The 23,091-nt window shown below is 60.0% G+C and carries 24 protein-coding genes; 10 read left to right on the top strand and 14 right to left on the bottom strand.

Translation table 11 applies throughout. The features are described from left to right. The first annotated feature begins 84 nt into the window (after positions 1 to 84). The 5 genes from FHT73_RS25275 (at position 85) to FHT73_RS25255 (ending at position 5,704) form a co-directional block, all read left to right on the top strand. The gene (locus FHT73_RS25275; RefSeq protein ID WP_112610856.1) at positions 85 to 1,617 is read left to right on the top strand and encodes an ABC transporter substrate-binding protein; all 1,533 of its coding nucleotides are present in this window, start codon (positions 85 to 87) and stop codon (positions 1,615 to 1,617) included. A gap of 277 nt (positions 1,618 to 1,894) precedes the next feature. Then, positions 1,895 to 2,848 carry an ABC transporter permease gene (locus FHT73_RS25270; RefSeq protein ID WP_112610820.1) on the top strand — a complete coding sequence of 318 codons (954 nt, stop codon included), beginning with the start codon at positions 1,895 to 1,897 and terminating at the stop codon, positions 2,846 to 2,848. Continuing rightward, a complete protein-coding gene (locus FHT73_RS25265; RefSeq protein WP_112610818.1) occupies positions 2,845 to 3,711 on the top strand; it encodes an ABC transporter permease in 867 nt (288 codons plus the stop codon). The genes FHT73_RS25270 and FHT73_RS25265 overlap by 4 nt, the downstream gene beginning before the upstream one ends. Before the next feature lie 23 nt (positions 3,712 to 3,734). Further along, a complete protein-coding gene (locus tag FHT73_RS25260; RefSeq protein WP_112610816.1) occupies positions 3,735 to 5,126 on the top strand; it encodes an amidase in 1,392 nt (463 codons plus the stop codon). Between the two features lie 50 nt (positions 5,127 to 5,176). Then, entirely contained in the window at positions 5,177 to 5,704 is a 528-nt protein-coding gene (locus tag FHT73_RS25255; RefSeq protein ID WP_112610814.1) for a hypothetical protein, read from the top strand. A 22-nt stretch (positions 5,705 to 5,726) separates the two neighbouring features. Here FHT73_RS25255 and FHT73_RS25250 read toward each other — a convergent pair whose 3' ends face one another. Further along, on the bottom strand, positions 5,727 to 6,206 hold the full coding sequence (locus FHT73_RS25250; protein WP_183715654.1) for an Lrp/AsnC family transcriptional regulator: 480 nt from the start codon (positions 6,204 to 6,206) through the stop codon (positions 5,727 to 5,729). 124 nt (positions 6,207 to 6,330) lie between these two features. Here FHT73_RS25250 and FHT73_RS25245 point away from each other — a divergent pair, with 124 nt between their 5' ends. Beyond that, a complete protein-coding gene (locus FHT73_RS25245) occupies positions 6,331 to 7,257 on the top strand; it encodes a DMT family transporter (protein WP_183715652.1) in 927 nt (308 codons plus the stop codon). 56 nt (positions 7,258 to 7,313) lie between these two features. On the opposite strand, the gene FHT73_RS25240 is transcribed toward FHT73_RS25245, so the two are convergent. The 3 genes from FHT73_RS25240 to FHT73_RS25230 all read right to left on the bottom strand — a co-directional run bounded on the left by FHT73_RS25240 (position 7,314) and on the right by FHT73_RS25230 (position 10,033). Continuing rightward, positions 7,314 to 8,168 carry an NlpC/P60 family protein gene (locus FHT73_RS25240; protein WP_183715651.1) on the bottom strand — a complete coding sequence of 285 codons (855 nt, stop codon included), beginning with the start codon at positions 8,166 to 8,168 and terminating at the stop codon, positions 7,314 to 7,316. Between the two features lie 16 nt (positions 8,169 to 8,184). Further along, positions 8,185 to 8,529, bottom strand: coding sequence for a MarR family winged helix-turn-helix transcriptional regulator (locus FHT73_RS25235; RefSeq protein WP_041677769.1), 345 nt, complete (start codon positions 8,527 to 8,529; stop codon positions 8,185 to 8,187). Between the two features lie 112 nt (positions 8,530 to 8,641). Next, positions 8,642 to 10,033: a M17 family metallopeptidase gene (locus FHT73_RS25230; RefSeq protein WP_183715649.1), complete on the bottom strand. Its 1,392-nt coding sequence runs from the start codon at positions 10,031 to 10,033 to the stop codon at positions 8,642 to 8,644. Positions 10,034 to 10,182: 149 nt separating this feature from the next. Here FHT73_RS25230 and FHT73_RS25225 point away from each other — a divergent pair, with 149 nt between their 5' ends. Then, entirely contained in the window at positions 10,183 to 11,013 is an 831-nt protein-coding gene (locus tag FHT73_RS25225; protein WP_112338428.1) for a tetratricopeptide repeat protein, read from the top strand. Between the two features lie 98 nt (positions 11,014 to 11,111). Here the strand turns inward: FHT73_RS25225 and FHT73_RS25220 are convergent, their stop codons facing one another. The 10 genes from FHT73_RS25220 to FHT73_RS25175 all read right to left on the bottom strand — a co-directional run bounded on the left by FHT73_RS25220 (position 11,112) and on the right by FHT73_RS25175 (position 20,882). Further along, positions 11,112 to 11,756 (bottom strand): LysE family transporter, encoded by a 645-nt coding sequence (locus FHT73_RS25220; RefSeq protein WP_183715647.1) that lies wholly within the window; start codon positions 11,754 to 11,756, stop codon positions 11,112 to 11,114. Positions 11,757 to 11,875: 119 nt separating this feature from the next. Continuing rightward, on the bottom strand, positions 11,876 to 12,853 hold the full coding sequence (locus FHT73_RS25215) for a type II secretion system F family protein (RefSeq protein ID WP_112610802.1): 978 nt from the start codon (positions 12,851 to 12,853) through the stop codon (positions 11,876 to 11,878). Between the two features lie 22 nt (positions 12,854 to 12,875). Beyond that, a complete protein-coding gene (locus FHT73_RS25210; RefSeq protein WP_183715646.1) occupies positions 12,876 to 13,883 on the bottom strand; it encodes a type II secretion system F family protein in 1,008 nt (335 codons plus the stop codon). 8 nt (positions 13,884 to 13,891) lie between these two features. Beyond that, a complete protein-coding gene (locus FHT73_RS25205) occupies positions 13,892 to 15,370 on the bottom strand; it encodes a CpaF family protein (RefSeq protein ID WP_183715644.1) in 1,479 nt (492 codons plus the stop codon). A gap of 77 nt (positions 15,371 to 15,447) precedes the next feature. Further along, positions 15,448 to 16,719, bottom strand: a complete 1,272-nt coding sequence (locus FHT73_RS25200; protein WP_183715642.1) for a CpaE family protein — start codon at positions 16,717 to 16,719, stop codon at positions 15,448 to 15,450. A 37-nt stretch (positions 16,720 to 16,756) separates the two neighbouring features. Then, positions 16,757 to 17,503 (bottom strand): CpaD family pilus assembly protein, encoded by a 747-nt coding sequence (locus FHT73_RS25195; RefSeq protein WP_112610854.1) that lies wholly within the window; start codon positions 17,501 to 17,503, stop codon positions 16,757 to 16,759. A 55-nt stretch (positions 17,504 to 17,558) separates the two neighbouring features. Further along, positions 17,559 to 19,058 (bottom strand): type II and III secretion system protein family protein, encoded by a 1,500-nt coding sequence (locus FHT73_RS25190; RefSeq protein ID WP_112610798.1) that lies wholly within the window; start codon positions 19,056 to 19,058, stop codon positions 17,559 to 17,561. Between the two features lie 14 nt (positions 19,059 to 19,072). After that, entirely contained in the window at positions 19,073 to 19,888 is an 816-nt protein-coding gene (cpaB, locus tag FHT73_RS25185) for a Flp pilus assembly protein CpaB (RefSeq protein WP_183715640.1), read from the bottom strand. Positions 19,889 to 20,060: 172 nt separating this feature from the next. Continuing rightward, entirely contained in the window at positions 20,061 to 20,564 is a 504-nt protein-coding gene (locus FHT73_RS25180) for a prepilin peptidase (RefSeq protein ID WP_183715638.1), read from the bottom strand. Positions 20,565 to 20,690: 126 nt separating this feature from the next. Further along, entirely contained in the window at positions 20,691 to 20,882 is a 192-nt protein-coding gene (locus tag FHT73_RS25175; protein WP_015338416.1) for a Flp family type IVb pilin, read from the bottom strand. A 403-nt stretch (positions 20,883 to 21,285) separates the two neighbouring features. Here FHT73_RS25175 and FHT73_RS25170 point away from each other — a divergent pair, with 403 nt between their 5' ends. The 3 genes from FHT73_RS25170 (at position 21,286) to FHT73_RS25160 (ending at position 23,072) form a co-directional block, all read left to right on the top strand. Continuing rightward, entirely contained in the window at positions 21,286 to 21,711 is a 426-nt protein-coding gene (locus FHT73_RS25170) for a pilus assembly protein N-terminal domain-containing protein (protein ID WP_015338415.1), read from the top strand. 153 nt (positions 21,712 to 21,864) lie between these two features. Beyond that, positions 21,865 to 22,485: a TadE/TadG family type IV pilus assembly protein gene (locus FHT73_RS25165; protein ID WP_112412768.1), complete on the top strand. Its 621-nt coding sequence runs from the start codon at positions 21,865 to 21,867 to the stop codon at positions 22,483 to 22,485. 14 nt (positions 22,486 to 22,499) lie between these two features. After that, positions 22,500 to 23,072 carry a TadE/TadG family type IV pilus assembly protein gene (locus FHT73_RS25160; protein ID WP_112338550.1) on the top strand — a complete coding sequence of 191 codons (573 nt, stop codon included), beginning with the start codon at positions 22,500 to 22,502 and terminating at the stop codon, positions 23,070 to 23,072. Positions 23,073 to 23,091: the final 19 nt, after the last annotated feature.

Here is a 23,091-nt window from a genome sequence, read left to right as displayed (position 1 = left end):
GTGCGCCTATGAGATGACACTATCCTGAAAAAGACCGCAGCCGGAGGGAAGCCGGACATGCGGGCAAAAAGCAAGGGAACCGACATGACCAAGTTTTCACGCCCGAGCCTGGGCGACGTCGCGCGCCGGCTTGCCTATGGCGCCACAGTTTCCGCCGGCCTGCTGCTGATGATGGGCCTCACACAGGCTGAGGCCGCGAAGACGACACTCAATCTCGGCATGAGCGTCGAGCCGACAGGTCTCGACCCGACGATCGCCGCGCCCGTCGCGATCGGCCAGGTCACCTGGCAGAACATTTTCGAGGGCCTGGTTGCCATCGACCAAAACGGCAAGATCGTGCCGCAGCTTGCCAAGAGCTGGGAAATCTCGCCTGACGGCCTGACCTATACGTTCAAGCTGCAGACCGGCGTGAAATTCCACGACGGCGAAGCCTTCGATTCAGCTGCCGCCAAGTTCACGCTCGATCGCGCTCGCGGCGCCGATTCCGTCAATCCGCAGAAGCGCTTCTTCTCAACCATCGCCTCGATCGACACGCCGAATGCGGAAACGCTTGTACTGCATCTGTCCTCGCCGACCGGCAGCCTGCTCTATTGGCTTGGCTGGCCGAGCTCCGTCATGGTCGGGCCGAAATCCTCGGCCAACGACAAGACGACACCCGTCGGCACTGGTCCGTTCAAATTCTCCTCCTGGACGAAGGGCGACCACGTCGACCTTGTCAAGAACCCGGACTACTGGAACAAATCGGTCGACATGAAGCTCGAGAAGGTAACCTTCCGCTTCATTTCCGATCCACAGGCCGAGGCCGCCGCGCTGAAGGCCGGCGATCTCGATGCCTTTCCGGAATTCGCCGCGCCAGAGCTCATGAGTTCCTTCGAGGGCGACGTCAGGCTGACGACCAAGATCGGCAATACCGAGCTCAAGGTCGTGGCCGGCATGAACAATACCCGCAAGCCCTTCGACGACAAGCGCGTGCGCCGGGCGCTGATGATGGCGCTCGACCGCAAGACGATCATCGAGGGCGCATGGTCGGGTTTCGGTACGGCGATCGGCAGCCACTATACGCCGAACGACCCCGGCTATAAGGATTTGACCGGCACGCTGCCCTATGACGCCGCCAAGGCCAAGGCGCTGCTTGCCGAAGCCGGCTATCCGAATGGTTTCACCTTTACCATCAAGACGCCGCAGATGGCCTATGCACCGCGCAGCGCCCAGGTCATGCAGGCCATGTTCGCCGATATCGGCGTGACGATGAACATCGAGCCGACGGAATTCCCGGCGAAATGGGTGCAGGACGTCTTCACCGGCCGCAATTACGACATGACCATCGTCGCCCATGCCGAGCCGCTGGATATCGATATCTATTCGCGCGACCCCTATTACTTCAACTACAAGAACCCGGCCTTCAACGAGTTGATGAAGAAGATCCAGCTGACCGCCGATCCCGCCGAGCAGAACAAGCTCTATGGCGAGGCGCAGAGCATTCTTGCCGAAGATGTGCCCGCCCTCTTCCTCTTCGTCATGCCGAAGCTAGGAGTGTGGGACAAGAAGCTGAAGGGTCTTTGGGAGAACGAACCGATCCCGTCCAACGTGCTGACCAACGTTTCCTGGGAAGATTGACCGCTCCGACAGTTTGATTGGGCATGATCTTGGTATTTCTTTCGCGCATGACCACCAACTCCTTCTCCCCAGCGGGGAGAAGGTGGCCCAAAGGGTCGGATGAGGGGGCTGCCACGCCGAAAATTGCCTTTTGCTTGCGCTCAAGGCACTCAGGATTTCATCCCTCGTCCCCCTCAACCGCCCTATCGGGCACCTTCTCCCCGGTGGGGAGAAGGAGGTTTCAAAGGTCGCACCAACTCTACATTCCTAGCCGGATTAGCCTGGCCATGGACTTGCTATGATCGTACTGCTCACCCGCCGGATTTTCGGACTTGTGCTGACGCTGATCGCGGTCTCGCTGCTGCTCTTTGCCGTCATGGCGCTGCTGCCGGGCGACCCGGCCGCCATCACGCTCGGCACCTCGGCGACGCCGGAAACGCTGGCCGCGCTCCGGCATAATATGGGGCTCGATCAACCGCTGATCGTGCGCTACGGGCATTGGCTCGCCGGCGCGCTGGTGGGTGATCTTGGCACGTCCTATACCTATGGTGTTCCGGTCGCAGGTCTCATTGCCGAGCGGCTTGCCGTCACCCTGCCGCTTGCGCTGCTTGCCATACTGTTGTCGGTTCTTGTCGCCGTACCGCTCGGCGTTGCGGCAGCGGCAAGACGCGGCGGCGTCTTCGATATCATCGCCACACTGTTTTCGCAGATGGGCATTGCCGTGCCGGGCTTCTGGGTCGGCCTCCTGCTGGTGCTTGTGTTTGCCACATCGCTCGGCTGGATGCCGGCCGGCGGTTTTCCCGGTTGGGAGAGTGGATTCTGGCCTGCCGCAAAGTCGCTGGTGCTCCCGGCCGCTGCCCTTGCTCTGCCGCAGGCGGCGGTGCTGACCCGTGTGACGCGCTCGGCCGTGCTCGACACGCTGCATGAGGATTTTGCCCGCACGGCGATCGCCAAGGGCCTGTCGCGCAGCCGCGTGCTCTGGGGTCATGTGGTGCCGAATGCGCTGGTGCCAGTGCTGACCATTCTCGGACTGCAATTCACCTTTCTCGTCGCCGGCGCCGTGCTGATCGAAAATGTCTTCACCCTGCCCGGCCTTGGCCGCCTCGCCTATCAGGCACTCAGCCAGCGCGACGTCATCGTGCTTCAGGATGTCGTGCTGTTCTTCGCCGCCCTCGTCATCGTCGTGAATTTTCTGGTCGATCTCTCCTATCTCGTCATCGATCCGCGATTGCGAGCAGGAGGTGCGCGATGACTGCAGTCGAGACCAAAATTGCCGCGCCGTCTTCTCGCCGTCGTTTTCGGGCGCTGCGGCGGATGAATCTCATCGTCGGTGCCATCATCATCCTTGCACTCTTCTGCGTCGCTCTCGTCTCGCAGTTCTGGACGCCAGTGCCGCCGGCGAAGATGCAAATCCTCCACAAGCTGCAGCCGCCCTTCGGCTTCGGGCTCCTCGGCACCGACCAGATCGGCCGCGACGTCCTGTCGATGCTGATGGCGGGCTGCTGGAATTCGCTTTCCATTTCCGTATCATCGGTCACGATCGGCGGGACGATCGGAACGATCATCGGTGTCGCCGCCGCCGCCCAACGAGGGTTATTCGAGGCGCTAGTGATGCGGGCCTGCGACGTGATCTTCGCCCTGCCGCCAATCCTTTCGGCCATGATCCTCGGCGCATTTCTTGGGACGGGGCGCTCAACGGCAATTATCGCCATTGCCGTCTTCATGGTGCCGGTCTTTGCCCGTGTCGCGCTCGGTGCGGCCTTGCAGGCGTGGAGCCGCGACTATGTGCTGGCGGCGCGCGCCATCGGCAATACGCAGCTCTCCATCACGCGCCGCCATGTCCTGCCAAACATCATGGGCAGCATCATCGTCCAGGCGACGATCCAGCTCGGCCTTGCGATCCTCACGGAAGCCGGGCTCGCCTTCCTGGGTCTCAGCGTGCCGCCGCCGGCACCGACCTGGGGGCGGATGCTGGCCGATGCGCAGACCTATTTCCACGTTGCGCCTTGGCTCGCCCTGCTGCCGGGGCTTGCCATCGCGCTCTCCGTGCTCGGCTTCAACCTGCTCGGCGACGGGCTGCGCGATCTCCTCGACCCCCGTGAGGCGACGCGCTGATTGCGACATAAAGAGTATAGATCATGACCGAACCTACCGATCTTTCCATCCGAGACCTCAGGCGCCAATTTGCCGACAAGAGCCTGTCCCCCAGCGAATACTGGCTGGCGCTCGAGACGCATATCGAGGCATGGGAGCCGACTATCGCTGCTCTCTATGCCTATGATCCCGAGGATGCCTGCAAACAGGCCGCGGCCTCCACGGAACGCTGGGCCAAGGGTGCGCCGCTTGGGACCTTGGACGGGATTCCGGTGACATTGAAGGAGCTGATCGCCACCAAGGGCCAGCCCGTGCCGCTCGGTACGGCGGCCGTCGAGCTCATTCCCGCTGCCGAAGACGCCCCGATCGCCGCCCGCATGCGCGAGGACGGAGCAGTGATTTTCGCGAAAACCACCTGCCCCGATTACGGCATGCTCTCCTCCGGCCTTTCAAGCTTTCACAAGCTCAGCCGCAATCCTTGGGACCCCAGCCAGAATCCGGGCGGCTCCAGCGCCGGCGCATCGGCGGCGGCGGCAGCCGGCTACGGACCGCTGCATATCGGGACCGATATCGGCGGCTCGATACGCCTGCCAGCTGGCTGGACCGGCATTTTTGGCTTCAAGCCGAGCAATGGCCGTATTCCGATCGATCCCTATTATCTCGGGCGATGCGCCGGACCGATGACCCGCACGGTCGAGGATGCCGCCTTTTCCATGGCGACGCTCTCGCGCCCCGACTGGCGCGACAGTACCAGCCTGCCGCCGAATGAGATCGACTGGATGGATCTCGATATCGACGTCCAGGGCATGAAGATCGGCCTGATGCTGGATGCCGGCTGCGGGCTGCCTGTCGAGGACGAGATACGCGATGCCGTCGCTGCTGCCGCCAAGCGCTTCGAGGAAGCGGGCGCCATCATCATCGATGTCGCGCCGGTGCTGACGAGGCAGATGCTGGATGGGCTCGACGCCTTCTGGCGCGCCCGCTTCTGGGGCGACATGACGGCACTGAGCGAGGAGCGCCGCAACAGCATTCTGCCCTATATCTATAGCTGGGCGAAGGGCGGCGCAGAGATCAGCGGCGTCGATGCCGTTCGCGGCTTCAACCAGACCTACGAGATGCGCAAGAGCTGCGCCAAGCTCTTCGCAGAGGTGGATGCCGTGCTTTCGCCGACCAATCCGATCGTCTCCTATCCCGCCGAATGGGCTTCCCCTACCAACGACCCGGCGCGACCTTTCGAGCACATCGCCTTCACCGTTCCGTGGAACATGTCGGAGCAGCCGGCCGCCTCGATCAACTGCGGCTTTTCCCGCTCCGGCATGCCGATCGGCATGCAGATCGTCGGCCCGCGCTTCGACGACATGCTGGTGCTTCGTCTCTCGAAGGTCTTCGAGGACTGGAGCGGCGGCGTGACGAACTGGCCGAAGCGGCCGAGTTGACACCGTTGGCCTGTGAATAAAGACCAGACTGGAGCGAGGAGGCTCTGAAATTGCAGAATACAACTGTAGCCGCGCTTCTGTATGAGTTCTTGTTTGAGGTTAACCGGAAAATAGACAACGACCAAGAACACGCCGACATTTACTCATTCCCCGACGAGAATGGCGTCCTTCGTGAAGCATTCAGCCATGAATATATGGGCAATTGGGAGTGGCCAGCTGGAGCGCTTGAAGACGTTGGTGTCCTCAAGCCTATCAAATCAAATTCGCACTTTCCGGGACCGTACTTCCACCCAGTCATGACCTTGGACGAATGTGCAACGGCCGACTTTTCGCAATATGAAACATTCGACAATTATTGTGTTGCAATGTTCTCCTTTGAATACCTGCACAGTCACTTTTCCTATAACTTGAACAAACGGTCGCCGCGCTTTCTAGAAGCTGTTGTTTTCAAGGATGATATTTTTCGGACCCAGGACGACGGAGAAGTCATCTTTGACAACGCGCGCTTTCAAGAGAAAGTCATGGCGCATTGGGATGCAATAGATGTTCGTCGCATCCTTCCCAGAAGCGGCGCTTAGCCTCGCTGGATGCACGCTCCAACTAATCGCGCCGCAAAGGCACGGAAAGACCGACCTTCACCCGATCCATCGTGACGAGCGACTTGAATTTCGTGACATTCGGATTGTCATAAAAAAGGCGCCGGGCGACGTCCTCATAGGCAGACATGCTGGTGACGACGACGATCAACACGAAGTCCGCCTCGCCGGTGACACCGTAGCACTGCTGGACTTCGGGCGCTTCGAGGAAGCTGCGCTTGATGGCATTGATGAGGTCATAGCGTTCGTTTGCGATATGCACCTCGACGACGATGGTAATCGGCAAGCTCACGGCCGCCGGATCGACGACGGCGATATTGGCCTGAATGACGCCGTTTTGCTGCATCCGCTTGATACGCCGCTGCACGGCCGGGGCCGACAGATTGACCCGTTCACCGATCTCGCGTTGCGGAACGGTATTGTCCTTCTGAAGAATCTCAAGAATTGCCAGGTCGAACTCATCGAGATCGGCGGGTTTGCGCATTTCAATACATCCTTACCGCAATGAGGAAACAAAATTGCATGAAAGCCGTCAAAATGGAGCCAAATCCTCTTTCCTTATGTACTAGCTTTGCGCCACACATCATCTGACTTGCAAAGGCACGAGAATGTCACAGCCGGACACCGAATACGATATGCGCAGCCAGAGCCTCGGTGAAAGCGACGATACGAAGGGCTTTCTCCTTGGTCTCGTGGCGATGATTCTCGCGGCGCTGGCCATGAGCATTTCTCCGAGCCTCGTGCGTCTTGCCGATGTCGGGCCTTTCGCCAGCGCCTTCTGGCGTGTCTTTCTCGCGCTGCCGATCCTTTGGATATGGATGCGATACGCGGAGGTCGCGGAGCCCAATGCGCCTCGCGCCAGCTTCACGATACCGACGATTCTCGCCGGCATTGCCTTTACGGGCGACCTGTTCTTTTGGCATCTCTCGATCATGCGGACGACGATTGCCAACGCCACCTTCTTCGCGACGATGGCGCCGCTATGGGTCGTGATCTTCGGCTGGCTCCTGCTGAGGCAAAGGGTCGGTCGCGCCACGCTTCTTGGCCTCCTCGTCTGCCTTGCGGGCGGCACGGCGCTCGTCGTCCAAAGCCTGGCATTCAATCCGGACCGGGCGGTCGGCGACGCTCTCGCCATCATCACCGGCGCGTTCTTCGGCCTTTATTTCCTGGCGGTCGGCGCAGCGCGGCCAGGGACCAATGCCGCGCGCGTCACTTTCGAATTGAGCGTCATAACCTCGGTGATCCTGTTCCTAATCGCCTTCTTCTTCGAGCCGCGCATATTGCCGCAGTCGATCTCGGGATGGTGCGTGCTTCTGGCGCTTGGCCTCATCAGCCACGCCGGCGGACAAGGCCTGCTTTCGGTCGCGCTCGGAAGATTGCCGACCGTGTTCTCCTCGCTCGTCATTTTCCTGGAATCGATCGCGGCCGCTCTTTTCGCCTGGTTCCTGTTCGGGGAAAACGTCACCCTGCTGCAGGCTCTCGGCGGCATCGTCATCGTCGCCGGCATCTGGATAGCACGCCCTCGCACGCCGTAAGACCGCCGCCACAGCAAATGCCGGATGGGTTGTCGCTACAGGGTTTCGGAACGCAGTCAGTCGACGAAACGGCGATAGCCGGTCGGCCTTTCATAAAGCCAGCCGATGCGCTCGATGGCGGCGGTGAAATTCTCACGGGCGACGGTCATAGTATGGCCGTTGGCGTGGACGATGGTTTCGGGATCTTCCATGATCGCCACATGCCCCTTCCAGAAGACGAAGTCGCCGCGCTTCAACTCCTCGCGCTCGATCGGCTGACCGAGGCCGGCGGCCTGCATGTCGGTATCGCGCGGTGCGGCACGGCCCGTCATCGACAGTGCCAGCTGTACCAGCCCTGAGCAATCGATGCCGAGGCCCGAGCGGCCGCCCCAGAGATAGGGTGTCTCGATGAAGCGTAAGGCGACATCAACGAAGTCGCCCCCCTTGTTGTAACCAATCGGCTGGACGTGCTTTGCGAAGATCGCTGTTCCATCCTCCAGGACGACATAGTGATTGCCCCGCGCCTCTGCCGGACCGGTCACATGTACGAGACTGCCCATGGAGAGGATCGCAGCATGTGGCTTGCGCAGCTCCGGCTCGGGATAGAGGAAAGTTCGCTGCGGGACGACGATATGGGTCGGAGCCGCCGCGCCCTCCTTGATCGCCGTTTCCGGAAGATAGCCGACATAGCCGTCAGACAGAGCCTTGATCCAGCACCAGCCGTCGCGGCGCTCGAATATCGTCACCTCTTCGCCCATCAAGAGCTCGGTATCGATGCCCGAGGCGAGATCTGGCTTCGGCCGGAGCGCAACGACCGGCACGGCAACGCGCGCACCAATACCCTCGACGAAACGCTCGGCCTCAACCTTGCCCTTGAGAGAAGCCTCGGCAAGATCGGGTCTGAAAGCATTGAGACGGCGGTCGAGTATCATGGTGAAATTCCTGAGGTTACAATTTTCGGCCGTGCTCGATGATGAGATCGCCGAGTTTTTCAAGATAGAGCGCGCCGGTGACTGTTCGCTTAATGATGACATTGCGGCGATCGCGATCGTCGCGCACGCGGTCGACCAATCCCATCACGCCCATGGTGTCAAGCGCCCGGGTAATGACCGGCTTGGTGACGCCGAGCGTCGCGGCCAGGCCGCGTACGGTATGCGGCGGCGGCACAAGATAGATCTGCAGCAGAATCGCCGTCTGCCGCAGCGTCAAATCATGATCCTCGCGGCGCACCTGAGCGAGCGTCACGCCATGCCAGAGGCCGAGAGCCTGCGAGGCGGTGAGTTCAAGCGGCAAGAGCAACCCCGAAATTCGTTACGCTGCCGTTCCAGTCTCGACCAAGATCGTGGCGGTTTCAAGGGGAATTCACCGCCCTTCCCGTAACGCGCGGAGAAGGACCGGCAGCCACCTACCGAACGCTCTGCCTGATATAGTGATAGAGCGCCCGGATCGCCTGTGCCTCGCCGCCGCCGGGCGAATGCGGACGTTCGCTCGGTGCCCAGCCAAAGATGTCGAAATGCACCCAGCTCGGTGTCTTCGTCACGAAGCGCTTGAGGAACAGGGCGGCCGTAATGGCGCCGGCCATGCCGCCTGATGGAGCATTGGTGATATCGGCAAATTTGGTGCGGATATCCTTATCGTAGCCCATATAGAGCGGCATGCGCCACAGCGGATCATCCGTCTCCAGGCTCGCCTCGGTCAGATCGCTGGCAAGTTCGCTATCGTCGGTGAAGAAGGGCGGCAGGTCGGGGCCGAGCGCGACGCGGGCAGCACCCGTCAGCGTCGCCATGTCGATCATCAGGTCCGGCGCGTCCTCGTCGGCATAGGCAAGCGCATCGGCGAGGATCAGCCGGCCCTCGGCATCGGTATTGTCGATCTGCACGGTCAGGCCCTTGCGGCTCTTGTAAATATCGCCAGGGCGGAAGGCATTGGCCGATATCGAATTCTCGACGACCGGAATGATGACGCGCAGGTCGACCTTGAGCTTGGCGTCCATGATCATCAGCGCCAAGCCCATGACGTTGGCGGCACCGCCCATGTCCTTCTTCATCAACAGCATCGAGGATGCCGGCTTGATATCGAGGCCGCCGGTGTCGAAGCACACGCCCTTGCCGACCAGGGTGATGCGGCGATGACCCTTCTTGCCCCAGCGCAGCTCCAGAAGGCGCGGCGCATCGGCGCTCGCACGCCCCACCGTATGGACCAGCGGGAAATTCTCCTTCAGGAGATCATCGCCGATGATGACGGACATCTCAGCCTTGTAGTGCTCGGCCAGCGCCCGGAAGGCGGCTTCGAGCTGTTCCGGACCCATGTCATTGGTCGGCGTGTTGATGAGATCGCGGGCGAGAAAGACGCCTGCAAGCTGGCGCTTGATATCGGCGGCATCGGCATCGCGCGGGATCATCAATGTCGGCGCCGCAGCTTTTTCGGATTTGTAGCGGTCGAAGCGATAGCTGCCGAGGCCGAAACCAAGCGAGAGCCGGTTCGCCGTCAGCGGCGCCGTCTCAATATGCCAGGCGCCGGCCGGCAGGCTGCGTGCCAGCTTGCCTGTGAGGAAGGGTTGTTCGGACGGATTCGAGCCGAGGCCGAACAGAGCGCCGCCCAGATGCCCTTCAGCGGTCGGGATCAACAACAGCGAGCCGCTCTCTGCCTTGTAACCCGCCTTGCGTGCCCAATCGAGCGCGATGGGATCGATGGTACCCGTCTCGATATGCGCCGGGGTGACGGCAAAGATCGGCAGGGTCGTGCCACCCTTCGAATTGAAAGGCGTCGCGCGCTCGATGAATTGAAAGGGGGCCATGACTATCCTTTGGCGATGACTTTAAAGAATCGAGAGTTAACCGTCTGTTAGGGTTAACAGATTATTGCTGGAGCGAACATTGCGTCGAACCTTTCCCTGTTCCGATTCTAGGCCGGGCGCAAGACTATAGGAATTCAGGGATCAGCGTCATGCCCGCCGCCGCAGCTGCGTCTTCATTCAGAACCTTTCTTTTGCAGGGAGCTTCCATCGCACTTCTGGCGCTCGCGCTCGCAAGCTGCTCGACGACCGGACAGGACAGGATGACGACGGGCTCGATCCCCAAGACTTCGAAATCTGTCGATACGATGAACAGCACCGAGCTGGCTCAGGCGACCGCGACGTTTGGCAAGGCCTATGATGCCAATCCCAAGGATCGCGATGCCGGCGTCAACTACGCCAATGCGCTGCGCATGAGCGGCCGCAACAATCAGGCGCTTGCGGTCATGCAGCAGGTGGCAATCGCCAATCCAACCGACCGCGGGGTGCTGGCGGCCTATGGCAAGGCCCAGGCGGCGGCAGGCCAGCTCGACGAGGCGCTTTCGACCATTGACCGCGCCCAGCTTCCGGATCGGCCGGACTGGCGCCTGGTTTCGGCGCAGGGCGCTATCCTCGATCAGCTTGGGCGCTCCCAAGATGCGCGCGCCAAATACCGGGATGCGCTGGTACTGGCTCCAAACGAGCCGACCATCCTTTCCAATCTCGGCATGTCCTATGTGCTGACCGGCGATCTTAAGAATGCGGAAAGCTATCTCCGCACGGCCATCTCGCAGCCGGGCTCCGATAGCCGCGTACGGCAGAATCTGGCGCTGGTCGTCGGTCTGCAGGGCCGGTTTGCGGAAGCCGAACAAATTGCGCGGCAGGAACTGACGCCGCAACAGGCGAACGCCAACGTTGCCTATCTGCGCGGCATGCTGGCGCAGCAGAACTCCTGGCAGAAGCTTGCCGCCAGCGGCAACGGCAGGAAAGTCGCCCAACAATAGGGCCAGCGGGAGCGGCCATAACGGCTTGCCTGCGCACCTCTCACAAAGATAAACCGGCCGCGCGCCAATTCAGGCGGATACCCAGCAGCTCGAGGCACTTAACGCCAGATCTGGCGCGGCAGCCCCTCGGCGACAAGCCGCGCTCCAAGGGCACCGATGACGGCACCCGCCACCCTGTCGATCCAGAGCTTTGATCCGACATAAAGTGCACGTGGGCGGTTGGAGGAGAAAGCCAGCGTCACCACCGTGTACCAGCCAACCTCGACCAGGAAGACTGCGGGCGGAACCGCAAAGAGCAGCCACGGAGCCGGCGCGGCCGGCAGTAGCGCGGCGAAGATACTGCCGTAGAAAATGGCCGTCTTCGGATTGCTGAGCTGCGTGCCGAGCGCAAAGAGGAAATTACGCACCACGCCGCCCTCCGCCGGCGTTGCCGGCGCGTCGATGGGAAGGTCATCCGCCGCGCTGCGCCAGATCCGGATGCCGACGTAGATCAGATAAAGGCCGCCGCCGATTTTCAGCGCGAGATACAGCCATTCGACCTTCATCAGCAGCGCGCTCAAGCCAAACAGGGCCAAGGTCGCGAAAATGACGCTGCCGGTTCCCATGCCGAAAGCCGCGGCAAGCCCCGCCTTGCGAGAGCGCGAAATGGCGATGCGCGAAACGAGCACGAAGCTCGGACCGGGACTGACGGCTCCGATGAAGACAGCCGCCATGACGCTGAAAAATATAGCCAGGGATGACATACGAGACCTCCAAGGACGCTCGGTACGAACGACTTGCGCTTGCCGCAACACACGCCAGACGCACTCGACGACATTACATACAACTAACCATGTCTCCGCGTGGCGGGCAAGCAGGCAATTTAGAACTTGTCCATGGCTTGGATGATCGCCGGGCCGAGAATGACAGCCATCAGGACCGGCAGGAAGAAGATGATCATCGGCACGGTCAGCTTCGGCGGCAGCGCGGCGGCTTTCTTTTCCGCCTCGTTCATGCGTTCGTCGCGGCCCTCCTGCGCCATGACGCGCAGCGCCTGCGAGAGCGGCGTACCATAGCGTTCTGCCTGGATGAGCGCTTGCGTCACCGATTTGACGAGATCGATCTGCGTGCGGGCGGCGAGATTGTCAAAGGCGGTACGGCGATCCTGCAGGAAGGAAAGCTCGGCCGTGGTCAGCACCATTTCCTCGGCAAGCGCCGGGGATTGCTCCGCCATTTCCTCGGACACGCGATGCATGCCTGCCTCGATTGAAATGCCCGACTCCACGCAGATCAGCATCAGGTCGAGAGCATCGGGCCAGGCGCGCTTGATCGATTTCTGGCGCTTGCTCACAAGATTGGAGATGTAAATGTTCGGCGTATAGAAGCCCAGATAGGCGAAAGCGATGACCCCGAGCAGGCGGATCGGCAGGGGCTTTGCGGCGAACCAGCCGAGAACGAAGACGACGACGATCGCAACCGCGAGAAACAGGAACGGCAGCAGGAATCGCGCCACCAGGAACATGTTGAGCGCATTTTCCGATCGCAGGCCGGCGGCCCGCAAGCGATTGACTGTATTGGCGTCGACCAGCGCGTTGCGCAGGTTGAACCGCTCGACGATCTGCCTGACGTTTCGATTGTTGTGGCTGCGCAGCGATGTCTTGCCGCCTTCCGCACTCAGCCGTGCCCGCTCGCGCGCACGGATCTGTTCACGCTCCGTCGATACGGCCTTCATGCGCTTGCTGAGATCGCCGCGTTCCAAAAGCGGTATCGCAATCGTGTAGAAAGTCGCGAAGACGGCAATGGCGACCACGACGGCAAGAAGAGTGCCGGGATCGGTTAAACGGGCAGCGAGATCGGTCATGGGCTACGCGGCTCCTTCCCGCTCAGATCTCGAAATTGACCATGTTGCGCATGATGAAGATGCCGATCGACATCCAGATGCCGGCTCCGAGCAAGATCAGATGGCCGCGCGGATCGGCGAATAGGATCATCATGTATTGCGGCGAGGTCAGATAGACCAGCAGCATCACCACGAAGGGCAGAGTGCCAATGATGACGGCGGATGCCTTGGCTTCCATCGACAATGCCTTGACCTTCGCCTTCATCTTCTTGCGCTCGCGCAGCACCTTCGAGAGATTGCCGAGAGCTTCCGACAGGTTACCGCCCGCCTGGGCCTGGATCGCGATAACGATCGCGAAGAAATTTACCTCCTGCAGGGGCATATGGTTCGAGATGCGCGCGCAGGCATCCGCCATGCTGAAACCGACTTGTTGCGCTTCGACCACCCGGCGGAACTCGGTCTTGACGGGCTCCCGTGCCTCGCCGGCCACCAGCCGAACCGCATCATTGAGCGGCAGGCCTGAGCGAAGCGAGCGCGTGATGACATCGAGTGCGTTCGGAAACTCTTCCAGAAATTTGCTTTGCCGGCGCTTGATGAGAAAGCGGACGACCCAGCGCGGCAGACCGAAAGCAGCCGCAAAGAATATGCCCAGAATGGCCAGCGGCGGGGCGCCGACAATGAAAAGAACCAATGTGACGAAAAGGCCGAACAGCACGCTGAAGATGTAGAAGCGCGCCGGCGTCAACGACAGACCGGCCTGGGCGAGGCGCGCCTTCAGTGACTGCCTCTTTTTCGTGTTTTCGGACTGGCGCCGTTCCAGATCCTTCAGAGAATCCTGCACGGATTTGCGCCGCTTCGACATTTCCTGGACGCGGTCACGCGCTGCCTTGACCTTGACGCGATCGGTTTCGGCCTGCTTGACGCGATTGACACGGCCTTCCGCCTTCTTCTGGGTCTCGATCCGGGAATAGAGAACGCTATAGCAGACCGCCGCGGCGGAAACCGCCGCCAGCAGCACAATCAATAGCACTATTGGATCAATACCGAACATCGTAAATCCTATTGCGCCTTCTGTTCCATCTCATCCAAGGCGGCTGCCAGGCGTCGCTCCTCGTTGTAGTAGCGGGCACGATCCCAGAAATGCGGCTTACCGATACCGGTGGAAACGTGCCGACCGATGATCCGGCCGTTCGCATCTTCGCCCTCGATCTCGTAGCGCATCAAGTCCTGTGTAATAATCACATCGCCTTCCATGCCGATCACCTCGGTGACCTGGGTGATGCGGCGCGAACCGTCACGCAGGCGGGCGGCCTGGATGACGACGTCGACGGAGCTGGAAATGATCTCGCGCACAGTCTTGGCCGGCAGGCTGAAACCACCCATCGCGATCATCGATTCCATACGGCTCAAGCACTCGCGCGGCGTATTGGCGTGGATGGTCCCCATGGAACCATCGTGGCCCGTGTTCATCGCCTGCAGCAGGTCGAAGACCTCGGGTCCGCGCACTTCGCCGACGATGATGCGTTCGGGGCGCATACGCAGGCAGTTCTTGACGAGATCGCGCATGGTGATCTCGCCCTCGCCTTCGATGTTCGGCGGGCGGGTTTCGAGGCGCACCACATGCGGCTGCTGCAGCTGCAGTTCGGCGGTGTCTTCGCAGGTAATGACGCGTTCGTCGCGGTCGATGTAGTTGGTCAGGCAGTTCAGAAGCGTCGTCTTGCCCGAACCGGTACCGCCTGAGATGACGACATTGCAGCGCACACGGCCGATGATCTGCAAAAGTGTCGCGCCTTCGGGCGTGATAGCGCCGAAACGGACGAGCTGATCGAGGGTGAGCTTATCCTTCTTGAACTTACGAATGGTCAGCGCGGGACCGTCGATCGCGAGCGGCGGTGCGATGACGTTGACGCGCGAACCGTCGGGCAGGCGCGCATCGCAGATGGGGCTGGATTCATCAACGCGGCGGCCGACCTGGCTGACGATGCGCTGGCAAATGGAAAGAAGCTGCGAATTGTCGCGGAAGCGGATTTCGGATTCGACGGTCTTGCCGCCGACTTCAATGAAGGTCTGGCCGGCACCGTTGACCATGATATCGGCGATGTCGTCGCGGGCGAGCAGCGGCTCCAGCGGACCGTAGCCAAGCACATCGTTGCAGATATCCTCGAGCAGTTCCTCCTGCTCGGAGATCGACATCGCGAAATTCTTGATGGTGATGATATCGTTGACGATGTCGCGGATTTCCTCGCGCGCGGCCTCGTTGCCAAGCTTGGAAAGCTGCGAAAGGTCGATCGTGTCGATCAGCGCGGAGAAGACCTGCGATTTCGTATCGTAATATTCTTCGGTGCGCGCCACGCGACGGCGGCTGGGCGTCTGCATCGAAGGAGGCACGACCTGCTGACGCGGCTGCGTGGAATCATGGGACGGCTCAATCAGCACGGCCGGTGCCGTCGGACCATTGCCAACGGCGGGCACGCGCGCCGGCGGCGGAGACATCGCGCCGCTCTTTGCAGGACCTTCATTTCCGCGCTTGCCAAACATCTTTCTGATCCAATTCTAATGCTGCTGCACGGCCTCCATGAAAATCGGCCTTCGGAAGCCCGTGCGAAATCAAACGATCACTTTCGCTTCAAAAGGCCCAGCAAACCGCCCTTTCTGGCCTTCTTCAAAGCGACACGTCCGGTAACGATGTGCGATATCTGCGAGAACGTCTCCGCGGTCGGCGACTTCGGATCGGTTTCGGCGATCATCTGCCCGCTGTTGGCGGCATTGCCGAACAGGTTGATGTCGAAGGGGATGATGGCGATCGGATCCGTCTCCAGCGGCGCACAGAATTCCGAAGGGTTGATCTCCGGACGCTTCGGCATGCCGACCTGATTGAGAATGAGGTGCGGCGCCTTGTCGTTGGGCCGCAGCTTGTGCAGAGCGTCGATCAGATTCTTGGCGTTGCGCAGATTGGCGAGATCGGGCGCGGCGCAAATGACGACCTCGTCTACCGCGCCGAGTACCGAGCGTGTCCATTCCGTCCAGACATGCGGCACATCGAGAACCGTGACCGGCGCACTGCGCTGGAGGACGTCCAGCACCGGCAGGAAAGCCTGCCCTTCGAAATCATAGGCGCGATCCAGCATCGAGGGGGCCGCCAGCAGCGAGAGATGCTGGGAACATTTGGTCAGCAACCGGTCGAGGAAGACCTCGTCAAGCCGCTCAGGGGCATAGACGGCTTCCGCGATACCCTGCGCGGGATCCTGGTCGAAGTCGATATTGGCGGTGCCGTAGGGCAGATCGAGATCGGCAAGAATGGTTTCGGTGGAGAAAAGGCTGGAAATTCCGAAGGCGCAATTATGGGCGATGGTCGATGCGCCTACCCCGCCCTTGGCGCCGATGAAAGCGATACTGCGCCCGAGCGGCTCGGCATCGGGATCGATAAAGATCGCCGCCACCGCAGTTAAGAGATCGACCATGTCGGTCGGCTGGACGATATATTCGGAGATGCCGTTGCGGATGAGTTCGCGATAGAGGCCGATATCGTTGTGATAGCCGACGACGATGACTTTGGTGCTCGGATCGCAGACGGCGGCGAGCGGTTCGAGTTCCGCCAACAGGCCGCGCGGACCGGCGCGCGTCTCCAGGATGATCAGATTAGGGGTCGGCGCCGAGGCGAACATGTTCGCCGCAGCCGCCACACCGCCGCTGGTGATCCGCAGGCTGACCTTGGACATGCGCCGATCGTTGGCGCACTGGTCCATCACCTGCTGCAGCTGCTCGCTTTCGCAAAAGGCATGTATGGAAATACGCGGCAGCGGCCTTAGATTGTCGAGATTGGCCGAACGCGAAACCTCCTCCGCTTCCGGGGCAGTCGAGCCGATATCATATTCGATGGCGTTCATGATTTCATCCTGTTCCGCCGGCGCGTAACTCTCATGTTCATTGGCCCGAGCCGCCGGAACCACTGAAGCCGCCAACCGTGGCGGTACTCGTCGGGACCGAGCCATTGCGATAATTGTCGATCACCTTGCTGCGCTGATCGGTATCGATCGGCGACACGGCGCGCGGCGAGATCAGATCTGTCGGATTGGCGACTTGCGCCGCCAGATTATGCTGTGTCGCGCAGCCGAAATTGTAGTAGTTCTGGTTGTCGAAAGCGTTGTCCGAAAGATCGTCCGGCCATTGACCGCATGTGTTGGTGAGCGCCGTCGTCGCTGTGAAGCGCAGGCGAATCGGAGCCGCATCGCCAGGGTCGCCAGCGCCATAGTAGCTATCGACGATGCGGGCCGACGGAATGCCGTTCGCAACCAGCTCCCTGCGGATCTGCTGACGCAACGCAGATGCCGCCAAAGAATTCATCGATCCCCTGGGGGCAAGGATTTCGACCGTACCGCTCGCACGAGTGCGGTAATCCTGGATAAACCCGCGGATGGTATCGCGCATTCCCGTCGTCAGGCGACGGTCGCTGGCGGCAACCGGGATATCGAGATTGTGTTCTTTCTCCGTCAACACGATCGGATGACGTTGCCGATAATCGTCATTGATCGCGCTGGTGGTCATGCGATCACGTGAATCGGCGCAGCTGCTGATAGTTGCAGCCGTCACGATCAGGGCCGGCACCATCAGAGCCAGCCTGAGGGAACGGGACCGGCCGGTGCGAGGCGCTTTGTGCTCCAGGCTGGCCATTTTGGGATCTTTCATTGATCCGGTTGAAAAGGCGCGCGTCATGATCGGTCTCTCCTCACTTGTAGATGAAGCCGACAGTGCCGTGGAAATCGGCATCGGCGACCGGCGGCCCGTCCTTGCGGCCGTAGATCTTGTTGACACGATTCATGAAGACGCCGCTGATATCGTTGCTCGGCGAGAAGTTATCGTCGGGGCGGGCAAGCTGGCTACGGGCGACCGGCCTCACCAGATAAGGCGTCGCGATGATGACCAGCTCGGTTTCATCGCGCTGAAAGCTCTTTTGACGGAAGAGAGCGCCGAGAATCGGAATCTTCGAGGCGCCCGGTGTGCCGTTGGTGGTCTGCTGAATGGTATCGCTCAGGAGACCGGCCAAAGCGATCGAGCCGCCCGACGGTAACTCCACCGAAGTATCGGCGGCGCGCTGGTTGTAGGTTGCCGTGCCGGCGTTGGCCGTGCCAACCGGATTGGAGACCTGGGTCTGCACATGCAGAGCGATTCGTCCGGCAGACAGCACGACAGGCGTGAAGGCCAAACTGATACCGTAGGTGAAGGGCGTGACCGTGACGGTCCCGTCCTTGTTCGTGACGGCGTATAGGGTCTGACCGCCCGAATTGAAGGTCGCTGCCTGGCCGGAGATCGCCGTCAATGTCGGCTCGGCCAGCGTACGGACGGCCCCAGCCTGCTCGAGAGCATTGAGATAGGTGCTGATATCGTATTTGCCGATGGCGGTCTTGAACAAGCTGGCCAGGCCGCCGCCGCCGGCCGCGGCAGTCCCATCCGCGCCAGGACTACCGAGCTGGGCAACCGTCAAGCCGGAAGAATTCCTGACGAGATTGTCGAAGCCGATCTGCTTCAGCACGCTGCGCTTGATTTCGGCGACGGTCACCTTGAGCGTCACTTGATCTTCGCCTTCGATCTGCAGCATGTTGACGATCTGCGAGGTCTGCCGTGTTTCCGCGAAAATGGCGACCGCATTGTTGTCGCCGCTGCCCGAGGCAGTCTGGTTTCGAGTGGTCGCTTCGCCGCCTTTGAGGAAGGCCTGCGCAAGCTGCTCGGCCCGCGTCGCATCCTGGGGCGTGCGCACCGTACCGGTCATGACGATGTTGTCGGAAACGATCTCGACGTTGATGTCGGAGTCCGGAATGAAGCGCTTGAGATTGGCCTGAAGTCCGGCAATGTCGCGCTCGATCTGGAGATCGAGGCTGACGATCTCCTTGCCGTCGGCGCCAAAGATGAAGATATTGGTCTGACCGACCGTCTTGCCGAAAAGATAGATGCGGCGCGAGGTTCGCGTCACTGCATCGGCCATTTTGGGATCGGAGACGAGGATGTCGTGGGCATCGGCTGGCAGATCGACGACAAGCGCCTTGTTGAGGCCCAGCTTCAATGTGCGCTTCGTGCCCAGGCCGGCTATCGTCACGATGCTGTCGGAACCGCCCGCGAAGGCCGCAGGCGTGCGCAGAAAGGCCGGTCCCAGAGGCAGCCCGGCAAAGGCGATCGAGAAGGAGAGGCTTACACCAAAGGAGAGGCTGGCTTTGTTGCTTATCTTGAACATGGTCTCGCCCCTTCTCACTGCGGCTTCGGCCCGGTCGGGCCGTCGGTCACGATTGCTCCGGATTTGATGACCTGGATCATGCTGCCGCCATTGTCGCCGGCCAGAAGATAATCGGCGGCCGTCGTATCGGGCTGCTGCGCGTCGGCAACGGAGCGCAATGCCAGCGTCAGGCGATCGGCCATCTGATGCGCGACCGCCAGGACCTTCGTCTGGTCCGGCGTTAGCTCCAGCGTCGCGGTTGCGCCGACGACGGCCTTGCTTCCGTCCTGCTTTTCCTCGATCTGCTGATCGACTGCCAGAACGCGCACGTTGCTGAGCACGGTTTCCGTGACGAGCTGCTGCTGCGACCCCTTGCGCACCATGATGACGTCGACACGGTCATTCGGAAGGATAAAACCGCCTGCGCCGGTGGAGACGGAAATCTCCGTGGCGACGGCCCGCTTGCCCGCCGGCAGCAAGGACGAAAGGATGCGGCTGTTGGAATCGGCAATCTTCTCCTCGCGGATGGGCTCGCCCTCGAAGATCGGCAGGCGAACGACAGCGCCGGTCAGATCTTTCAGAGCGTCGGGCCGTTCGCGTTCGGTGACGAGGCCTTTGACGAGACCGCTTTCGGGCCAAGGCATCCAATGAATCGACTGTTCGTTGAGACGAGAACCGACGGGCAGATTGGCGCCGGCAACGAGGACGTTGACCGTCGCCTCCTTCTCCACGACCGCCGCGATCTGCTGGGGAACGATATCGCGCGAACCCGCCAGGCGCATCGCGAGCAGACCGGCCATCCCGGCTGCTACGGCTGCCACTGCGAGTATCATTATGCGAGCGGGTTTCATGGTCATTCCTTGAGGAACAGGATTCTTCGCCCTGCAGAATGACCGGCAATTGGTGTAATTATGGTTAATGGGTGGTTACATTTATTGTTACTTAACCATGATTACTTGGCGTATATTAGGGTTCGCTTTCAAAAAGTACACCTATACTCCTTCGTTAAGGTTCGGAGTACTTTTAAGCCGTTGCCCCCAGAAGAACCGCCGAGGAGGGGAAGGCGAGCATCCCGCCAATCGCGATGGCAATGCCGTAAGGGATTTTTTTGGCAACCGTCAATGAGTGCGGCAATGGCAGGCCCAAAGCCATGATGGTAGTGGCCTGCGATCTCAGCATGATGACCAAAACAGTAACTGCGCCACCGATGAACGCGACATAAACCAAGAACTCGATGAGAGAAGAATCGAACCCAAACCAAAGTGCAGCAGCAGCCAGGAGCTTCGCATCGCCGCCGCCCATGATGTTCAGTGCGAACAACGTGAAGCAGGCAGAGAACACAGCGCCCGCTCCGGCAAGATGCATGGCGATTTCAACGGTCGAAAGCCCCGAAATCGGCGCCAGTACAAGGAACGAGACCGCAAGCGCCAACGACACGCGATTCGGGATCGTCATGGTCAATAGATCCGAGATCGCCGCGATTGACATGCAGAGCGGGAAGATCAGCAATGTTGCCGTTTCAAGCATTGAAGATACACCGCCTTTTGCGACCAAGATAAAAAAATCGAAAACCGCTCGCAGAGAGAACGGTTTTCGTTAGCAGCACCAAACCTTGCAGAAACAGGGTTGGTTTCAAGGCGCTATTATTGCGCCTTAGTACCCCTTGGATTGAGTATCAGCGGCAGTCATCTTCGTTGCAATATTTCGGAAGGTATTATTCAACGTACCACCGAGGGTCGTCGCGCCGGTAATGATAGCGACCGAGATCAGGGCGGCGATCAGGCCATATTCGATTGCGGTCGCGCCGGATTCATCCTTCAGGAAACGCGAAAAAAGCTTGGACATAAGTTTAACTCCACTTTGTTGACAGCACGTCCGCCAACTGTTGCCGTTGATCGGATGAACTGCACGGTAGCTGCGCGCCGTTTCCATCGCTTTAAAGAATTAGGTTAATACGCAGTAAATACAAAAGCGAAAATAGAATAGTTAATGCAAGTTTTATGTTCTTCTTTCCGTTTTAAAGAAGTTTTTCAGCCAAATGGAAATTATTAGATGGGCAAATATTAGCGCTACATGCAATTCGTCTCGAAACAATACAGGATTTTCGCAATGATAGGATGATATGACGCGCGAATGACACATCCGAGCCATAATCGAACGACGCCTGGTCAGCTTAATCGTTCATTCACCATTCTTTCCCATTCTATCCGGAAATTCTTTTCACTATCGCTTTCCAAGAGGCCAAGCCATGCCAATCGGCGGCAGAACAGCATTCCTTGCCTGCATTGTTGCCGCGGCCGGCATGATGCCGCAGCTTTCCCACGCTGCCGGAGAGAGCATGCTGCGCGTCTATATGGATCACGCGCGCGTGTTGAAGCTGGACCGCCCCGTCAGCAAGGTCATCGTCGGCAATTCGCAGGTCGCCGATGCAACGGTCGCCGATCCGAAAACCATCGTACTGACAGGCCGAAGCTTCGGCACGACGAATATCATCCTGCTCGATACCGACGGCAATGCGATCGTCGACGAGCAGATCCTGGTATCGATCGACGAAGGCAATACGGTCCGCGTTTTCCGCCAGACGGATCGCGCCGTGCTGTCATGCACGCCGAATTGCGAACAGCATGCCCAGCAAAACAATACGGCGACGCCGACCGCGGCCGCAGGGCCATAATAACATTCGATAACGCAAATATTCTAAAGTACTTTCAAAGAATTATATTGCGATCGATAATCCTGGTTTCCTCTAAATATGAATAGAGAAGAGAAACGGATTATCAAGAAAGCAACTCTAGTGTCCTCCGCGTTTAAACATCGCGGATGACCTATGACGCCAGACAACGCGCTTCTCGCCAATACAAGCCCTGCACGGCAGCATGCCCGGGGTAGATTGCGCGAATTCGTGCGCTCTCGCGATGGGACGGCAGCGATCGAATTCGCTCTGCTCGCGATTCCTTATTTTCTGATCATCTTCGCCATTATCGAAACCTTTGTCGCCTTTACTGCGGAACAAGTCGTTTCGAACGCCGTCGATACTCTGTCGCGTCAGATCAGAACCGGGCAGATTACTGCGGCCAATACCAGCTCGCAGCAATTCCGGCAGGCATTCTGCAATCAGATTTCCGTGCTCATTACCTGCTCATCTTCCGAACTACAGACGCCCACAAACCTTTACCTCGATGTGCAGAGCTATTCGAGCTTCGCATCCATGCCGACAACAATCCCTCGCAAATCCTCAACCGATCCCTATTCCGACCTCAGCACCACAGGTTTCGCCTTCACACCGGGCGGGGCCAAGTCGCTGAACATGGTGCGCGCCTACTATCGCTGGGGGATCATAACGGACCTGCTGCGCCCCTATCTGACCAACGTGCACCCGACTGACGGTTCGGCCTCGGTCTATCTCATCGTCGCAACGGCGGCCTTTCAGAACGAGAATTATCCGTGAGCAGGGCCGCAAACATGACCGCGAAAGAAAATGCGCCCTCGGGCATGTTGCGGCGATTCGCCCGCGACGAGCGCGGCGTGGGCGCCATCGAATTCGCCATTCTTTTTCCCGTGTTGCTGATGCTCTATCTCGGTGCCTTCGAGCTTACCGTCGGCCTCAGCGCCTCGAAACGAGCCAGCCGTTCGGCCGGTTCGATCGCGGACATCGTCTCGCAGCAATCGTCGATCACAAAGTCCGTGCTTGCGACAATGCCCTCGGTCGCCGGCGCCATCTTCGCACCCTATGGCACCACCGGCCTGACGCTGAAGATCACCGGCATCACCATCGACGCCTCAGGCAAGGCGACAGTCGCGTGGTCCTGGGCACAGGACGGAACCAGGCCATATACGGTTGGCTCGACGGTCACTTTGCCGGCCAACATGAACCAGGCAAGCACATTCCTCGTCCGCAGCGAACTTGCCCTCCCCTATCAGCTCCTCAGCTTTGGTGCCAATTTCCTGCCAAGCGGTACAAACCAGATCACCATCAGCCGGCAATATTACTATCGCCAGCGTGTCGGAACTTCGATCAGCTGCAGCGATTGCTGAGAACGCCGCCGCAGAGAGG

It is taken from the genome of Rhizobium sp. BK098, from assembly GCF_014193155.1.
Classification (GTDB): Bacteria; Pseudomonadota; Alphaproteobacteria; order Rhizobiales; family Rhizobiaceae; genus Rhizobium.
The sequence above is the reverse complement of the archived record's forward strand: the minus strand, read 5'-3'. Positions and strand labels throughout refer to the sequence as shown.

Bases quoted from the DNA above. Each gene is read 5' to 3' on its own strand.
- FHT73_RS25275 (WP_112610856.1), top strand. From the start codon at position 85: ATGACCAAGTTTTCACGCCCGAGCCTGGGCGACGTCGCGCGCCGGCTT.
- FHT73_RS25270 (WP_112610820.1), top strand. From the start codon at position 1,895: ATGATCGTACTGCTCACCCGCCGGATTTTCGGACTTGTGCTGACGCTG.
- FHT73_RS25265 (WP_112610818.1), top strand. From the start codon at position 2,845: ATGACTGCAGTCGAGACCAAAATTGCCGCGCCGTCTTCTCGCCGTCGT.
- FHT73_RS25260 (WP_112610816.1), top strand. From the start codon at position 3,735: ATGACCGAACCTACCGATCTTTCCATCCGAGACCTCAGGCGCCAATTT.
- FHT73_RS25250 (WP_183715654.1), bottom strand. From the start codon at position 6,206: ATGCGCAAACCCGCCGATCTCGATGAGTTCGACCTGGCAATTCTTGAG.
- FHT73_RS25245 (WP_183715652.1), top strand. From the start codon at position 6,331: ATGTCACAGCCGGACACCGAATACGATATGCGCAGCCAGAGCCTCGGT.
- FHT73_RS25240 (WP_183715651.1), bottom strand. From the start codon at position 8,168: ATGATACTCGACCGCCGTCTCAATGCTTTCAGACCCGATCTTGCCGAG.
- FHT73_RS25230 (WP_183715649.1), bottom strand. From the start codon at position 10,033: ATGGCCCCCTTTCAATTCATCGAGCGCGCGACGCCTTTCAATTCGAAG.
- FHT73_RS25225 (WP_112338428.1), top strand. From the start codon at position 10,183: ATGCCCGCCGCCGCAGCTGCGTCTTCATTCAGAACCTTTCTTTTGCAG.
- FHT73_RS25220 (WP_183715647.1), bottom strand. From the start codon at position 11,756: ATGTCATCCCTGGCTATATTTTTCAGCGTCATGGCGGCTGTCTTCATC.
- FHT73_RS25215 (WP_112610802.1), bottom strand. From the start codon at position 12,853: ATGACCGATCTCGCTGCCCGTTTAACCGATCCCGGCACTCTTCTTGCC.
- FHT73_RS25210 (WP_183715646.1), bottom strand. From the start codon at position 13,883: ATGTTCGGTATTGATCCAATAGTGCTATTGATTGTGCTGCTGGCGGCG.
- FHT73_RS25205 (WP_183715644.1), bottom strand. From the start codon at position 15,370: ATGTTTGGCAAGCGCGGAAATGAAGGTCCTGCAAAGAGCGGCGCGATG.
- FHT73_RS25200 (WP_183715642.1), bottom strand. From the start codon at position 16,719: ATGAACGCCATCGAATATGATATCGGCTCGACTGCCCCGGAAGCGGAG.
- FHT73_RS25195 (WP_112610854.1), bottom strand. From the start codon at position 17,503: ATGGCCAGCCTGGAGCACAAAGCGCCTCGCACCGGCCGGTCCCGTTCC.
- FHT73_RS25190 (WP_112610798.1), bottom strand. From the start codon at position 19,058: ATGTTCAAGATAAGCAACAAAGCCAGCCTCTCCTTTGGTGTAAGCCTC.
- cpaB (WP_183715640.1), bottom strand. From the start codon at position 19,888: ATGAAACCCGCTCGCATAATGATACTCGCAGTGGCAGCCGTAGCAGCC.
- FHT73_RS25180 (WP_183715638.1), bottom strand. From the start codon at position 20,564: ATGCTTGAAACGGCAACATTGCTGATCTTCCCGCTCTGCATGTCAATC.
- FHT73_RS25175 (WP_015338416.1), bottom strand. From the start codon at position 20,882: ATGTCCAAGCTTTTTTCGCGTTTCCTGAAGGATGAATCCGGCGCGACC.
- FHT73_RS25170 (WP_015338415.1), top strand. From the start codon at position 21,286: ATGCCAATCGGCGGCAGAACAGCATTCCTTGCCTGCATTGTTGCCGCG.
- FHT73_RS25165 (WP_112412768.1), top strand. From the start codon at position 21,865: ATGACGCCAGACAACGCGCTTCTCGCCAATACAAGCCCTGCACGGCAG.
- FHT73_RS25160 (WP_112338550.1), top strand. From the start codon at position 22,500: ATGACCGCGAAAGAAAATGCGCCCTCGGGCATGTTGCGGCGATTCGCC.